Origin of the sequence: Streptomyces sp. NPDC086787 (genome assembly GCF_044745865.1) — a bacterium.
Taxonomy (GTDB): Bacteria; Actinomycetota; Actinomycetes; order Streptomycetales; family Streptomycetaceae; genus Streptomyces.
In genome coordinates, this window is sequence record NZ_JBIVBC010000002.1 from 37,989 (window position 1) to 53,617 (window position 15,629).

A 15,629-nucleotide genomic window follows, 5' to 3' on the forward strand; every position below is an offset into this window, starting at 1 on the left:
TCACCCACCCGGAAAGGCCCGTCAGTGAGCACCGAAGCGTACGTGTACGACGCGATCCGCACCCCGCGCGGCCGCGGCAAGGCGAATGGCGCCCTGCACGGCACCAAGCCCATCGACCTGGTCGTCGGCCTCATCCACGAGATCCGCGACCGCTTCCCGGGCCTCGACCCGGCCGCCATCGACGACATCGTGCTCGGCGTCGTCAGCCCGGTCGGCGACCAGGGGTCCGTCATCGCCCGTACCGCCGCCGTCGCGGCCGGACTGCCCGACACCGTGGCGGGCGTCCAGGAGAACCGCTTCTGCGCCTCCGGCCTGGAAGCCATCAACATGGCCGCCGCCAAGGTGCGCTCCGGCTGGGAGGACCTCGTCCTCGCCGGCGGCGTCGAGTCGATGTCCCGGGTGCCGATGGCCTCGGACGGCGGCGCCTGGTTCAACGACCCGATGACCAACCTCGCCACCAACTTCGTGCCGCAGGGCATCAGTGCCGACCTCATCGCCACCATCGAGGGCTTCTCCCGCCGGGAGGTCGACGAGTACGCGGCCCTCTCGCAGGAGCGCGCGGCCGCCGCCATGAAGGAGGGCCGCTTCGAGCGGTCCGTCGTCCCCGTCACGGACCGCAGCGGCCTGGTGGTCCTGGACCACGACGAGTTCCCGCGCCCCGGCACCACCGCCGACTCCCTGGCCAAGCTGAAGCCCTCGTTCGCCGACATCGGCGAACTGGGCGGCTTCGACGCCGTGGCCCTCCAGAAGTACCACTGGGTCGAGAAGATCGACCACGTCCACCACGCGGGCAACTCCTCCGGCATCGTGGACGGCGCCTCGCTCGTCGCGATCGGCTCCCAGGAGGTCGGCGAGCGCTACGGGCTCACCCCCCGCGCGCGGATCGTCTCCGCCGCCGTGTCCGGCTCCGAGCCGACCATCATGCTCACCGGGCCCGCGCCCGCCACCCGCAAGGCGCTCGCCAAGGCCGGCCTGACCATCGACGACATCGACCTGGTCGAGATCAACGAGGCGTTCGCGGCCGTCGTGCTGCGCTTCGTCAAGGACATGGGCCTGTCCCTCGACAAGGTCAACGTCAACGGCGGCGCGATCGCGCTCGGCCACCCGCTCGGCGCCACCGGCGCCATGATCCTCGGCACGCTCGTGGACGAACTGGAGCGCCAGGACAAGCGCTACGGCCTCGCCACGCTCTGCGTCGGCGGCGGCATGGGCATCGCCACCGTCATCGAGCGCCTCTAGTTCCCAGCGGCAGCAGCGACTTCAGACCTCAACGGAGACCCCTGACATGACCGAGAGCACCACCATCCGCTGGGAACAGGACGACACCGGTGTCGTCACCCTCGTCCTGGACGACCCGAACCAGTCCGCGAACACCATGAACGCGGCGTTCCGCGAGTCCCTCGCCGCCATCGCCGACCGGCTCGAAGCCGAGAAGGACTCGATCCGAGGCGTCATCTTCACCTCCGCCAAGAAGACCTTCTTCGCCGGCGGCGACCTGCGCGACCTCATCCGGGTCACCCCCGAGACCGCCCAGGACCTGTTCGACGGCGGCCTCGCCATCAAGCGGAACCTGCGCCGCATCGAGACCCTCGGCAAGCCGGTCGTCGCGGCCATCAACGGCGCGGCCCTCGGCGGCGGCTTCGAACTCACGCTCGCCTGCCACCACCGGGTCGCCCTCGACACCTCCGGCACCAAGATCGGCTGCCCCGAGGTCACCCTCGGCCTGCTCCCCGGCGGCGGCGGAGTCGTCCGCACCGTACGACTGCTGGGCATCACCGACGCCCTCCTGAAGGTGCTCCTCCAGGGCACCCAGTACAACGCGCGGCGCGCCCAGGAGAACGGCCTCGTCCACGAGGTCGCGGCCACGCCCGAGGAACTGCTCGCCAAGGCCCGCGCCTTCATCGACGCCAACCCCGAGTCCCAGCAGCCCTGGGACAAGCCGGGCTACCGGATCCCGGGCGGCACGCCCTCGAACCCGAAGTTCGCCGCCAACCTGCCCGCCTTCCCGGCGAGCCTGCGCAAGCAGACCAACGGCGCCCCCTACCCGGCCCCGCGCAACATCCTCGCGGCCGCCGTCGAGGGCGCCCAGGTCGACTTCGAGACCGCCCAGGTCATCGAGGCCCGCTACTTCGTGGAGCTGGCCGCGGGGCAGACCTCGAAGAACATGATCCAGGCGTTCTTCTTCGACCTCCAGGCCGTCAACTCCGGCGCCAACCGGCCCAAGGGAATCGAGCCCCGCAAGGTCACCAAGGTCGCCGTGCTCGGCGCCGGCATGATGGGCGCGGGTATCGCCTACTCGTGCGCCCGCGCGGGCATCGACGTCGTCCTCAAGGACGTGTCGGCCGAGGCGGCCGCGAAGGGCAAGGCCTACTCCGAGAAGCTGTGCGCCAAGGCCGTCGCCAGGGGCCGCACCAGCCAGGAGAAGGCGGACGCGCTGCTCGCCCGCATCACGCCCACCGGCGACGCGGCCGACCTCTCGGGCTGCGACGCGGTCATCGAGGCGGTCTTCGAGGACACGTCGCTCAAGCACAAGGTGTTCCAGGAGATCGAGGCCGTCGTCGAGCCCGACGCGCTGCTCTGCTCCAACACGTCCACCCTCCCCATCACCGCCCTCGCCGAAGGAGTGCAGCGCCAGGACGACTTCATCGGCCTGCACTTCTTCTCGCCCGTCGACAAGATGCCGCTGGTGGAGATCATCAAGGGCGAGCGCACCGGGGACGAGGCACTCGCCCGTGCCTTCGACCTGGTCCGGCAGATCAACAAGACCCCGATCGTGGTCAACGACTCGCGCGGCTTCTTCACCTCGCGGGTGATCGGGCACTTCATCAACGAGGGTGTCGCGATGATCGGCGAGGGCATCGAGCCCGCCTCCATCGAGCAGGCGGCCGCCCAGGCCGGCTACCCGGCCAAGGTGCTCTCCCTGATGGACGAGCTGACCCTCACCCTCCCGCGCAAGATCCGCAACGAGTCGAAGAAGGCCGTCGAGGAGGCGGGCGGCACCTGGCAGGGGCACCCCGCCGAGGCCGTCATCGACCGCATGGTCGACGAGTTCGGCCGCCCCGGGCGCAGCGGCGGTGCGGGCTTCTACGAGTACGGCGAGGACGGCAAGCGTGCCGGGCTGTGGCCGGGCCTGCGGGAGCACTTCACCAAGCCCGGGTACGAGGTCCCGTTCGAGGACCTGAAGGAGCGCATGCTCTTCTCGGAGGCGCTCGACACCGTCAGGCTCCTCGAAGAGGGCGTGCTGACGTCCGTGGCGGACGCCAACATCGGCTCCATCCTCGGCATCGGCTTCCCGGGCTGGACCGGCGGCATCCTCCAGTACATCAACGGTTACGACGGCGGCCTGCCCGGGTTCGTCGCCCGCTCGCGCGAACTCGCCGAGCGGTACGGCGACCGGTTCACGCCGCCCGCGCTGCTCGTGGCGAAGGCGGAGAAGGGTGAGACCTTCACGGACGGCCGCTGAGCCGACGGTCACGGGGCGGGGCGCTTCCGGGGTTCGGCACCCGGAGGTGCCCCGCCCCCGTGGCGTCGAGTCAGCTCTCGGCGGCGGAGGCATCCGCCCCTGCCGGGCCCAGCCATGTGCCCAGCTCCTCCCGCAGCGACCGCTGGAAGGCCGTCAGCAGGGCCTGGACCACCAGCGGACGCATATGGGCCGACAGCGACCGCACGTCGGCCGCGTCCCGCTCGGCCACCTCGCCGCGCAGCAGCCCCGACAGCTCCTGGGCGGCCGCGCGGGAGTGCTCCAGCAGGACGGTGCGGGCCGTGACGATGGCCTCCTGGGAAAGGGGCACGTCCAGCAGTTCCACGCCGAGCCGCAGCAGCCCGAGGTCGACCCGGTGGCCGTCACCGTCCCGGGCCAGGACCCCCATCGCTGCGAGCCGCTCCAGGTCGTCCTCGTCCAGCGACCGTCCGGCGCGCCGCCGCAGCTCCTCGTCGGACAGCGTCTCCACCGCCTCCGGGGCCCAGGAGGACACGACCGCCCGGTGCACGGCGAGTTCGCGCGCGCTCAGGCCCGGCGGCAGCTGCCGCACATAGCGCTCGATGCCGGCCAGCGTCATCCCCTGCCGCTGGAGTTCCTCGATGAGTGCCAGCCGCGCCAGATGCTCGCGCCCGTAGTGCCCCACCCGACGCGGACCGATCACCGGTGGCGGCAGCAGGCCCTTGCTGCTGTAGAAGCGGATGGTCCGGACCGTGAGGCCGGACCGTGCGGCCAGTTCGTCGACGGTGAGGGTCGGCTCTCCGGTGTCGGTCGTCATGTTTAACAGTATCGCTGTCACACCATGCCGCGCCCACACATGAGCGAGACGCGCCCACGCGTGAGTGAACAGAATATGAATGGTGGATTACCTGTGTGAAAAGCGCCGCTCTGTGATGTGAGCCACCGCGTACCGGCGCGACCTCTGGGAAGGTGCTGCCTTGGTCTGTGCCGCGACACAAGGGTGGTGCGGGCCTGGCACTGTACGGACACCCGGGCCCACGACGCCCGGTGCGCACCAGAGAGTGGTACCACCCGTGAGCAAGGACGCCGTGGAATCGGCACAGGTCGCCGCGCACACTCGGGCGACCGGGACACCCGCGGACGCGGGCGACGCCGGATACAGCAAGGACCTCAAGGCCCGCCACGTCAACATGATCGCCATCGGCGGCGCCATCGGCACCGGACTCTTCCTCGGCGCGGGCGGCCGACTGCACAACGCGGGACCAGCGCTCGCCCTGGCCTACCTGGTCTGCGGCGTCTTCGCCTTCTTCGTCGTACGCGCCCTGGGCGAGCTGGTCCTCTACCGCCCGTCCTCCGGCTCCTTCGTGTCGTACGCGCGTGAGTTCCTCGGCGAGAAGGGCGCCTACGTCGCCGGCTGGATGTACTTCCTGAACTGGTCGACCACCGGCATCGCCGACATCACCGCCATCGCGCTCTACACGCACTACTGGAGCATGTTCACCAGCATCCCGCAGTGGGTGCTCGCCCTGGCCGCCCTCGCGGTGGTCCTGGCCGTGAACCTGATCTCGGTGAAGATCTTCGGCGAGATGGAGTTCTGGTTCGCGATCATCAAGGTCGCGACCCTGGTCGGCTTCATGCTCATCGGCATCTTCCTGCTCGCCACCCAGCACAAGGTCGGCGGCGAGACCCCGGGCCTGAGCGCCGTCACCGACAACGGCGGATTCCTGCCGCACGGCATGATGCCGGTCGTCCTGGTCATGCAGGGCGTGATCTTCGCGTACGCCGCGCTCGAACTGGTCGGCGTCGCGGCCGGCGAGACCGCCGAGCCGGAGAAGGTCGTCCCGCGCGCGGTGAACTCGATCATGTGGCGGGTGGGCCTGTTCTACGTCGGCTCCGTCGTACTGCTGGCCCTGCTGCTGCCGGGCTCGGTGTACTCCGCCGACCAGAGCCCCTTCGTGACGGTGCTCTCGAAGATCGGCGTCTCCGGTGCCGGTGACGTGATGAACCTGGTCGTCCTGACCGCCGCCATGTCGTCGCTGAACTCCGGCCTGTACTCCACCGGCCGCATCCTGCGCTCCATGGCCATGGCGGGCTCCGCGCCGAAGTTCACCGCCCGTATGAACCGCAGCCAGGTGCCCTACGGCGGCATCCTGCTCACCTGCGCGGTGTGCGTCCTCGGTGTCGGCCTGAACTACCTCGTGCCCAGCCAGGCCTTCGAGATCGTGCTGAACGTCGCCTCCCTCGGCATCATCAGCACCTGGGTGATCATCATGGTCTGTCACCTGGTCTTCGTCCGGCGGGCCCGCGAGGGCCTGGTCACCCGGCCGCACTTCCAGCTCAAGGGCAGCCCCGTCACCGAGATCGCCACCGTCGTCTTCCTGCTGGTCTGCCTCGGCATGATGTGGAAGGACCCCGAGGTCGGCCGCAAGACCCTCCTGCTCATCCCGGTCATCGCCGCACTGCTGGTCGCCGGCTGGTTCGGCGTACGCCGCCGGGTCTCCCAGACGGCCGACCAGGAGCTGGGCGAACTCACGAAGTAGCAGGTCACAGCCACTGTCAGTGGCAACGCCCACGGTGGCGTCATGCCGGAGATCACGTCCGGGGTGGCGCCACCGCGCCGTTGGGCGGCGCGACGACCCCGGCCGCGACTCGCGAACCCCTTCCCCGATGCCGCGCCCGAGTTCCTCCGGGACTACGCACGGTGCCTCGGCGCCGGTCTGGCACCGCACCGCATCGAGATCCTCACGCCGTACCGCTAGCGGACGAAGGCGGAGGTCGTCGCGGAGTTCCGGGACCTTCCGCTGGATCTCACCCTCACCTGCATGGCTCCCACCTCCGATGCCCATGGCCTCGTCCACTGCTGAGTGTGCGACAAGTGCGCCGAACGCCAGGTCGCCTTCAAGCGGGCCGGTGTCAGCGCCCCGACGCGTTACGGCGTGACGACCGCGACGGCCCTCCCCGGTGCCGGCACCGCGACGCCACCGGGCCGCTGACCGGCGAACGGCTGGTGGGCCGGACGCCGCGAGGGGCGGAAGCCGGGACATCCGCCCGGCTCCCGCCCTCCCGGGAGGGCTCAGCCCCCGTGCACGTCGTTCGTCGCCTCGACCTTCCGCCACGACTTCGGCTGTACGGAAGCCTTCGCCCTCGGTGCGAGGGACGCCGTGCGTGCCGCGGACGCCGTCGGCTTCGACGGCTGGAACAGCCAGGTGTCGAACAGGGCGGACAGCGGCTTGCCGGACACCTGCTCGGCATACCTCCGGAAGTCGGCCACCGAGGCGTTGCCGTACGCGTGCTCCTTGGGCCAGCCCTTCAGAATGGCGAAGAACGCGTCGTCGCCGATCTCGTTGCGCAGCGCCTGGATGGCCAGCGCCCCCCGGTCGTAGACGGCGGCGTCGAACTGGTCGTCCGGGCTCGGGTCACCCGGCTTCACCGTCCAGAAGGCGTCGTCGGCGGGGTGGGAGCCGTACACGTAGTCGGCGAGTGCCTGCGTGGTGCCCTCGCCCTCGTGCTCCGACCAGAGCCACTGCGCGTACCGCGCGAAGCCCTCGTTGATCCAGATGTCCTTCCAGCCCTTGAGCGACACCGCGTCGCCGTACCACTGGTGGGCCAGCTCGTGCACGACCACCGAGGTGTTGGAGCCGCTCGCGAACTGCCGGGGGCTGTAGTAGACGCGGGTCTGCGTCTCCAGCGCGAAGCCCGTGGTGGTGTTGGGGACATAGCCACCGGCCGAGCTGAACGGGTACGGCCCGAAGTAGCCGCTCAGCCAGTCCACCAGTTCTCCGGTCCGCTCCACGCTCGCCCGCGCCGCCCCGTCGTTGTCCCCGAGGTCCTTGCTGTACGCGTTGACGATCGGCACACCGCCCTCCGAGGTGCCGGTCGTGATGTCGAACCGGCCGATCGCCAGGGTGGCCAGATAGGTCGCCTGCGGTTTGTTCTGGCGCCAGTTGTAGCGGGTCCAGCCGAGCTTGGAGGCGGCCGACTGGAGCGTGCCGTTGGAGATGACCTGGGTGCCGTCCGGGACCGCCACCGACACGTCGTAGGTGGCCTTGTCCAGCGGATGGTCGTTGCTCGGGAACCACCACCAGGCCGCCTCGGGCTCGTCGGCCGCGACGGCCCCGTCCGGGGTGCGGTGCCAGGTGGTGAAGCCGTAGGCGCTCTTCGTCGAGGGCACTGCGCGGTAGCGGACCACCACGGTCACCGGCGCGCCCTTCGCCAGCGGGGTCTTCGGGGTGATCACCAGCTCGTGCTGGTCCGACGTGGTGAAACCCGCCCTGGCGCCGTTGACCCGCACCTCGCTCACGTCCAGCAGGAAGTCCAGGTCGAAGCTCGACAGGTCCTGGGTGGTCCGCGCCTCGATCGTCGCCGTACCCTCCAGCTCGTCCGTCTTCGGCTGGTAGGTGAGCCGCAGGTCGTAGTGGGACACGTCGTATCCGCCGTTGCCGTACGACGGGTAGTAGGGATCGCCGATGCCCGGTGCTCCGGCCGTGACGCCCGCGGCCGATGCCGGGACCGCCAACAGAAGGGAAGCCGCCGCGAGTGCGCCCGGTGCGAAGATTCTGCGGTGCACGAGAACTCCAAGTCGTAGGGCCACGAAGTCTGTTCGAAGGCTATTCAGTCGCTGTGCCCCCGGGCCTGTCCACAGCACCTCGTGTCACACGATCGCCATCCGGCCGACATGATTCCCTCCTGACTCAACACGCCGTCAGCTGCCCTCTTCTGTACATGAGTTGACCGGGGTACCGTCCGCGCATGCCGAAACGCACGCGCTTCGCGAGCTGGAGAACGCTCACGGCACTCGCCGTCGCGGCCCTCCTGGCCGCGTTCCTCGCCCCCACGGCGGCCCAGGCCGCCCCCGGCGCCCCACGCGAAAGCCGGCCCGTCTACTCCTACGCCGACGCCGTCCGCGAGGCCGTCTGGGTGGACACCGGCCTCGACGGCGACGGCGACGGGAAGACCGACCGGGTCGCCGCCGACATCGTCCGCCCCGCCGAACCCGCCCGGCAGGGCCGCAAGGTCCCGGTCATCATGGACGCCAGCCCCTACTACTCCTGCTGCGGGCGCGGCAACGAGAGCCAGCTGAAGACCTACGACGCGAACGGCGACGTCGTCCAGATGCCGCTGTTCTACGACAACTACTTCGTGCCCCGCGGCTACGCGTTCGTCGGCGTCGACCTCGCCGGAACCAACCGCTCCGACGGCTGTGTCGACATCGGCGGCCGCTCCGACATCCAGTCCGCGAAAGCCGTGATCGACTGGCTGAACGGCCGCGCCAGGGCCTACACCAGCCGCACCGGCACCACCACGGTCAAGGCCGGGTGGACCAACGGCAGGACCGGCATGATCGGCAAGAGCTGGGACGGCACCATCGCCAACGGCGTCGCCGCCACCGGCGTCAGGGGCCTGAAGACCATCGTCCCCATCAGCGCCATCTCCTCCTGGTACGACTACTACTTCGCGAAGGGCGCCCCGCTCTACGACTCCGGCCCCGACTGGCTGTCCGACGCCGTCGAGAGCGACGGCGCCCGTGCCCGGTGCGCCGCCGTCCAGCGGAAGCTAGTCGACGGGGCACCGCGCACCGGCGACTGGACCGGCCTGTGGAGCGAACGCGACTACGTCAAGGACGCCTCCCGGGTGAAGGCCAGTGTCTTCCTGGTGCACGGCACGCAGGACCTCAACGTGCGCACCAAGCACTTCGGCCAGTGGTGGGACGCGCTCGCCAGGAACGGCGTCGAGCGCAAGATCTGGCTCTCCCAGACCGGCCACGTCGACCCCTTCGACTTCCGGCGCGCCACCTGGGTCGACACCCTGCACCGCTGGTTCGACCACGAACTCCTCGGCTACGACAACGGGGTGGACCGCGAGCCGATGGCCGACATCGAACGCCACCCCGACCAGTGGGTCACCTCCAAGGTGTGGCCGCCGAGCGCCACCCGCTCCACCACGCTGCACCCGGCCACCGGAGCCGGGTCGGGCGTCGGCACCCTGGGCCTGCGGCCGGCCGGCGGCACCGAGACCTTCACGGACGACCCGGCGCTGAGCGAGACCGACTGGGCCGCCCGGATCGGCTCCGCCACACCCGAGAAGGCAGGCTTCGTCACCCGGCCGCTCACCCGTGACCTGCGCCTGTCCGGCTCCTCCACGGTCACGACGACCGTCACCCCGACCACCACCAGCGCCCACCTCTCCGCGGTCCTCGTCGACCTCGGCCCGGACACCATCCGGGACTACGCCGCCGACGACGAGGGCATCACCACGCTCAACGACCGCACCTGCTGGGGCGAGAGCACGGCCGGGGACAGCGCCTGCTTCAAGAACACGCGGGCGGCGACGAAGGCCGTCGACTACACGGTGTTCAGCCGCGGCTGGGCCGACCTCGGCCACTACGCCTCGGCACGCCACGGCGTCCCGCTCACACCGGGCAGGGCCTACTCCATCACGCTCGACCTGGCGGCCACCGACCACGTCGTCCCCAGAGGGCACCGCCTGGCCCTGATCCTCGCGGGCACCGACCGCGACCTCATCGACCCGCCGTCGAGCACCCCGACGCTCACCGTGGACCTGTCCCGCACCACGGCGAGCCTCCCGCTCACCGGCGGAGCACGGGAGTTCGCCCGCGCCACCGCGGGCACCCCGGCCGCACCCGCGGCCACACCCCTGAAGGGCGTCGCGCGGACCCACCACACACCGCGGCTCCCCGCCGCCTGACAGGACCTGGGGCGGCCGACCACACCGGCCGGCCGCCCTGCTCCTACGCCCCGCTCGTCGCACGCCCCGCGCTCACCCCGCCGGACGGACCAGCCCCGCGGCCTCCCGGGCGCAGCCCCAGGCCACCGTCACCCCGGCTCCGCCGTGGCCGTAGTTGTGCACCAGGAGCCGGCCGTCCGGCAGGCGGTGGCGCTCCAGGCGTACGGCGTGTCGTGCCGGGCGCAGACCCACCCGGTGGGCGAGGACCCGCGCGTCGGCGATCTCCGGCCGGACGGCAGCGCAGCGGGCCACGATCCCCTCGGCCACCGCGGGATCCGGCGTCAGGGACCAGGCGTCGTCCTCCGCCGTACCGCCCAGGATCAGTCCGCCCGGCTGCGGAAAGAAGTAGGCGGAGGTGCCCGAGGAGTGATCGGCCGACACGAACCACGACGTCACCCCCGGGTTCTCCACCACGACCAACTGGCCGCGCACGGGCCGCACGGCCGGGTCCGGCACCAGCTCGCGGGCCCCCAGCCCGGCGCAGTTCACCACGACCGGCGCAGGTACCCCGGACAGGTCCGTCACCGTCCGCTCCTCGACCACCACGCCCGCGGCCAGCAACCGCGCCCGCAGCCAAGCCAGATGAACCGGCATGTCGATCAACGGCAGCCGCGCCAGCAGCCCTTCGTCGCCCTGCCGCAGCCCCGGCACGCGGGCCGCCCACGCGTCGAGCCCGTCCAGCCGTGTCCCCCGGAGTACCCCGTCGCGCAGGCGTACCCCGGTCTCCGCCGGACGCGCCGCCAGCTCCTCGTACACACCGAGGGACTCCAGCGCCCAGGCACCGACGAGCGGCTGCGGCTCGATGCGGTACGGCCACCACAGCGCACCGGCCACCGCCGAGGTGGTGTCCTCGGCGGGCTCCCGCGCCCACACCCGCACCCGCACGCCCCGCTCCGCCAGCACCACGGCCGTGGTCAGCCCGATGATCCCGGCGCCGACCACGATCACTGCGTCGTCCCACTCATGCGCCACACCACGACGCCAGCGGAATGTGTCATGCCACATCCACGGCTGCTCCGAGTGCGGGTACCCCGCCGTCGGGCGGGACGGTGACCTGGACCTCGGCGTCCATTCCGGCGCGCATTAGGATCGGCTCCCTGATGACTGCCACCCTCGTCGCCAAGAACCTCGCCGCCGGACACGGTGACCGCTCGCTCTTCTCCGGGCTCGACCTCGTCGTGGCCCCCGGGGACGTGATCGGGCTGGTCGGCGCCAACGGCGCGGGCAAGTCCACGCTGCTCAGGATGCTCGCCGGGCTGCTCACGCCCGAGCAGGGCGAACTGCGGCTGTCCCCGCCGTCCGCGACCGTCGGCCATCTGCCCCAGGAGCCCGAGCGGCGGCCCGGCGAGAGCGTGCGGGAGTTCCTGGCCCGCCGTACCGGGGTCGCCGAGGCACAGCACGTCATGGACGGGGCGACGCAGGCGCTGGTCGACGGCGCGCCCGGCGCCGACGACGCCTACTCCACGAGCCTGGAGCGCTGGCTCGCCCTGGGCGGCGCCGACCTGGACGAGCGGGCGGAGGAGGTCGCCGCCTCGCTCGGTCTGGCCGTCGGCCTTGACCAACCGATGACCTCCCTCTCCGGCGGCCAGGCGGCCCGCGCCGGACTCGCCTCGCTGCTGCTCTCGCGCTACGACGTCTTCCTCCTGGACGAGCCCACCAACGACCTCGACCTGGACGGACTGGAGCGGCTCGAGCGGTTCGTCACCGGACTTCGGGCGGGCACGGTCGTCGTCAGCCACGACCGCGAGTTCCTCACCCGCACCGTCACCAAGGTCCTCGAACTCGACCTCGCCCAGGGGCAGATCAATCTCTACGGCGGCGGCTACGAGGGCTATCTGGAGGAGCGGGAGGTGGCCCGCCGGCACGCCCGGGAGGACTACGAGGAGTACGCCGACAAGAAGTCCGCCCTCCAGGACCGGGCGCTGACGCAGCGCTCCTGGATGGACAAGGGCGTCAAGAACGCCCGGCGCAAGGCGGGCAACGACAACGACAAGATCGGCCGGAAGTTCCGCAGCGAGGCCAGCGAGAAGCAGGCCGCCAAGGCCCGGCAGACCCAGCGCATGATCGAACGCCTGGAGGTCGTCGACGAGCCCCGCAAGGAGTGGGAACTGCGCATGGAGATCGCGGCAGCGCCGCGCTCGGGCGCGGTGGTCGCGACACTGCGGGACGCCGAGGTACGGCGCGGGGGCTTCACCCTCGGACCGGTGTCGCTCCAGCTCGACTGGGCGGACCGGGTCGCGGTGACCGGCGCCAACGGCTCGGGCAAGTCGACCCTGCTCGGCGCGCTGCTCGGCCGTGTCCCGCTGGACGCCGGGCACGCCGCGCTCGGCTCGGGCGTCCTGGTCGGCGAGGTCGACCAGGCCCGCGGACTGTTCCTCGGCTCCGACTCGCTGCTGGACGCCTTCTGCGCCGCGGTCCCGGACACCGAACCGGTCGAGGTGCGCACACTGCTCGCCAAGTTCGGCCTCAAGTCGGACCATGTGCTGCGCCCGGCGGCCGGCCTTTCCCCGGGCGAGCGCACCCGGGCCGCGCTGGCCCTGCTCCAGGGCCGCGGCGTCAACCTGCTGGTCCTGGACGAGCCGACCAACCATCTCGACCTGCCCGCGATCGAACAGCTGGAGTCGGCCCTCGACTCCTACGAGGGCACGCTGATCCTGGTCACCCACGACCGCCGGATGCTGGACGCGGTCCATGTGACCCGCCGCCTGGAGGTCGCGGACGGCAAACTCACCGAGCACTAGGGCCACCTGTGGGGTGCCCCCGGCCGGGGGCACCCCACAGGTGTTCAGGGTCAGCGGCGGCCGTTCCCCTGGTCCAGCAGGCCCGCGCGCCGCAGCGCGTCCGCCATGGCGGAGTTGGCCGGGGGCGGCGCCTGGCGTCCGCCGCGGTCACCACCGCGTCCCTGCCCCTGTCCACCCTGACCCTGCCGGACCGGACCCTGCCCCTGCCGGCCCTGGCCCTGTCCCTGACGCTGCTGCTGGCGCTGCTGCGGCGGCCGTCCGCCTCCGCCGCGCTGCGGCCGCTCCTGCGGCGTGGCCTCGTCGTCCAGGCGCAGTGTGAGCGAGACCCGCTTGCGCGGGATGTCCACGTCGAGGACCTTCACCTTGACGATGTCACCGGGCTTCACCACGTCACGCGGGTCCTTGACGAACGTCTTCGACATCGCGGAGACGTGCACCAGACCGTCCTGGTGAACACCGATGTCCACGAACGCCCCGAAGGCGGCCACGTTGGTGACCACACCCTCCAGCACCATCCCGGAGACGAGGTCGGAGAGCTTCTCCACGCCCTCCTTGAAGGTGGCCGTCTTGAAGGCGGGACGCGGGTCGCGGCCCGGCTTCTCCAGTTCCCGCAGGATGTCGGTGACGGTCGGCAGACCGAACGTGTCGTCCACGAACTCGGCCGGCCGCAGCGAACGCAGCGCCGACGTGTTGCCGATGAGGGAGGCCACCTCCTGACCGGAGGTCTTCACCATGCGCCGGACCACCGGGTACGCCTCGGGGTGCACACTGGAGGCGTCCAGCGGGTCGTCGCCGCCGCGGATCCGCAGGAAGCCCGCGCACTGCTCGTACGCCTTCGGGCCAAGCCGCGGCACCTTCTTCAGCTGTGACCGCGAACTGAACGGGCCGTTGGCGTCCCGGTGGGCCACGATGTTCTCCGCGAGGCCCGAGGTGATGCCGGAGACCCGGGCCAGCAGCGGCGCCGAAGCGGTGTTCACGTCGACGCCCACGCCGTTCACACAGTCCTCCACCACCGCGTCCAGCGAACGCGACAGCTTCACCTCGGACAGGTCGTGCTGGTACTGCCCGACACCGATCGACTTCGGGTCGATCTTCACCAGCTCGGCCAGCGGGTCCTGGAGCCGGCGCGCGATGGACACCGCGCCGCGCAGCGACACGTCCATGTCCGGCAGCTCCTGCGAGGCGAACGCGGACGCCGAGTACACGGAGGCGCCGGCCTCGGACACCATCACCTTGGTGAGCTTCAGCTCGGGATGCCTGGTGATCAGCTCACCGGCCAGCTTGTCGGTCTCCCGGGAGGCCGTGCCGTTGCCGATCGCGACCAGCTCGACCGCGTGCTCCTCGGCGATCCGGGCCAGTTTCGCCAGGGCCTCGTCCCAGCGGTTGGCCGGGACGTGCGGGTGGATGACATCGGTGGCGACGACCTTGCCGGTCGCGTCGACCACGGCCACCTTCACACCCGTACGGAAGCCGGGGTCGAGACCGAGGGTCGCGCGGGTGCCCGCCGGGGCGGCGAGCAGCAGGTCCCGGAGGTTCGCGGCGAAGACACCGACCGCCTCGTCCTCGGCGGCCGTACGCAGCCGCAGCCGGAGGTCGATGCCCAGGTGCACCAGGATGCGGGTGCGCCAGGCCCAGCGGACCGTGTCGGCGAGCCACTTGTCCGCCGGGCGGCCGCGGTCGGCGATGCCGAACCGCGCGGCGACGATCCCCTCGTATGCCGTGGGCACCGGTGTCGCCGTGGGCACCGAGGCCGGGTCGGCCGGCTCCTCCGGTTCCAGGACGAGGTCCAGGACCTCCTCCTTCTCACCGCGCAGCATGGCGAGGATCCGGTGCGAGGGCAGCTCGGTGAAGGGCTCGGCGAAGTCGAAGTAGTCGGCGAACTTGGCGCCCGCCTCCTCCTTGCCGTCCCGGACCTTCGCGGCCAGCCGCCCGCGCACCCACATGCGCTCACGCAGCTCACCGATCAGGTCGGCGTCCTCCGAGAACCGCTCGGTGAGGATCGCCCGCGCGCCGTCCAGGGCGGTCTGCGGGTCGGCGACGCCCTTGTCCGCGTCGACGAAGGCGGCGGCAGCGGCCAGCGGATCGACGGTGGCGTCCCCGAGCAGGCCCTCGGCGAGCGGCTCCAGGCCCGCCTCGCGTGCGATCTGCGCCTTGGTGCGCCGCTTCGGCTTGTAGGGGAGGTAGATGTCCTCCAGGCGCGCCTTGGTCTCGGCTCCCCGGATCCGCGCCTCAAGCTCCGCGGTGAGCTTGCCCTGCTCGCGCACCGACTCCAGGATCGCCGCCCGACGCTCCTCCAGCTCCCGCAGATAGCGCAGCCGCTCCTCGAGCGTGCGCAGCTGCGCGTCGTCGAGCATCTCGGTCGCTTCCTTGCGGTAGCGGGCGATGAAGGGAACCGTCGAACCGCCGTCGAGCAGCTCCACGGCGGCCTTGACCTGCCGCTCCCGTACGCCGAGTTCCTCGGCGATCCTGCCTTCGATGGACCCTGTTTCGATGGACCCGGGTGTCGTCACGATCCCGTACCGCCTTCTTCACTGAGGTTGCGCCGCAATTGTGTCAGGCGGCATCGGCAACCGGGGCTCAGGGCGCTCGCACGTCGCCGGACCGGCGTGGCGGAAAGGGTGGGAAACCTGTCGCTGCGACCGTTGATCCACCCGCGAAGAATCGAGTTGAACCGCTACCGCTACCGAGAACGCTGGCCGAAACCG

At 71.2% G+C, this 15,629-nt stretch carries 10 protein-coding genes; 6 read left to right on the forward strand and 4 right to left on the reverse strand.

Going from position 1 to position 15,629, the window contains the following annotated elements:
* The first annotated feature begins 24 nt into the window (after nucleotides 1–24).
* Both ACIPK3_RS06305 and ACIPK3_RS06310 read left to right on the forward strand, forming a co-directional pair.
* Nucleotides 25–1,239 (forward strand): acetyl-CoA C-acetyltransferase, encoded by a 1,215-nt coding sequence (locus ACIPK3_RS06305; protein WP_402566905.1) that lies wholly within the window; start codon nucleotides 25–27, stop codon nucleotides 1,237–1,239.
* Between the two features lie 46 nt (nucleotides 1,240–1,285).
* Nucleotides 1,286–3,463, forward strand: a complete 2,178-nt coding sequence (locus ACIPK3_RS06310; RefSeq protein WP_402566906.1) for a 3-hydroxyacyl-CoA dehydrogenase NAD-binding domain-containing protein — start codon at nucleotides 1,286–1,288, stop codon at nucleotides 3,461–3,463.
* Between the two features lie 70 nt (nucleotides 3,464–3,533).
* Here ACIPK3_RS06310 and ACIPK3_RS06315 read toward each other — a convergent pair whose 3' ends face one another.
* Complete coding sequence (locus ACIPK3_RS06315) at nucleotides 3,534–4,256, reverse strand: MerR family transcriptional regulator (protein WP_402566907.1); 723 nt, start codon at nucleotides 4,254–4,256, stop codon at nucleotides 3,534–3,536.
* 256 nt (nucleotides 4,257–4,512) lie between these two features.
* Between ACIPK3_RS06315 and ACIPK3_RS06320 the strand changes: the two genes are divergently transcribed.
* Together ACIPK3_RS06320 and ACIPK3_RS06325 are read left to right on the forward strand one after the other, a co-directional pair.
* Nucleotides 4,513–5,979: an amino acid permease gene (locus ACIPK3_RS06320; protein ID WP_402566908.1), complete on the forward strand. Its 1,467-nt coding sequence runs from the start codon at nucleotides 4,513–4,515 to the stop codon at nucleotides 5,977–5,979.
* Between the two features lie 42 nt (nucleotides 5,980–6,021).
* Nucleotides 6,022–6,198: a hypothetical protein gene (locus tag ACIPK3_RS06325; protein ID WP_402566909.1), complete on the forward strand. Its 177-nt coding sequence runs from the start codon at nucleotides 6,022–6,024 to the stop codon at nucleotides 6,196–6,198.
* A 314-nt stretch (nucleotides 6,199–6,512) separates the two neighbouring features.
* Here the strand turns inward: ACIPK3_RS06325 and ACIPK3_RS06330 are convergent, their stop codons facing one another.
* Nucleotides 6,513–8,006 carry a M1 family metallopeptidase gene (locus tag ACIPK3_RS06330; protein WP_402566910.1) on the reverse strand — a complete coding sequence of 498 codons (1,494 nt, stop codon included), beginning with the start codon at nucleotides 8,004–8,006 and terminating at the stop codon, nucleotides 6,513–6,515.
* 182 nt (nucleotides 8,007–8,188) lie between these two features.
* On the opposite strand from ACIPK3_RS06330, the gene ACIPK3_RS06335 reads away from it, so the two are divergent.
* Nucleotides 8,189–10,144 (forward strand): Xaa-Pro dipeptidyl-peptidase, encoded by a 1,956-nt coding sequence (locus ACIPK3_RS06335; RefSeq protein ID WP_402566911.1) that lies wholly within the window; start codon nucleotides 8,189–8,191, stop codon nucleotides 10,142–10,144.
* 72 nt (nucleotides 10,145–10,216) lie between these two features.
* Here the strand turns inward: ACIPK3_RS06335 and ACIPK3_RS06340 are convergent, their stop codons facing one another.
* Nucleotides 10,217–11,131 (reverse strand): FAD-dependent oxidoreductase, encoded by a 915-nt coding sequence (locus tag ACIPK3_RS06340; RefSeq protein WP_402567801.1) that lies wholly within the window; start codon nucleotides 11,129–11,131, stop codon nucleotides 10,217–10,219.
* Nucleotides 11,132–11,283: 152 nt separating this feature from the next.
* Here ACIPK3_RS06340 and ACIPK3_RS06345 point away from each other — a divergent pair, with 152 nt between their 5' ends.
* Nucleotides 11,284–12,924, forward strand: a complete 1,641-nt coding sequence (locus ACIPK3_RS06345) for an ABC-F family ATP-binding cassette domain-containing protein (protein WP_402566912.1) — start codon at nucleotides 11,284–11,286, stop codon at nucleotides 12,922–12,924.
* A 50-nt stretch (nucleotides 12,925–12,974) separates the two neighbouring features.
* Here the strand turns inward: ACIPK3_RS06345 and ACIPK3_RS06350 are convergent, their stop codons facing one another.
* Nucleotides 12,975–15,434: a Tex family protein gene (locus tag ACIPK3_RS06350; RefSeq protein WP_402566913.1), complete on the reverse strand. Its 2,460-nt coding sequence runs from the start codon at nucleotides 15,432–15,434 to the stop codon at nucleotides 12,975–12,977.
* Nucleotides 15,435–15,629 lie beyond the last annotated feature (195 nt).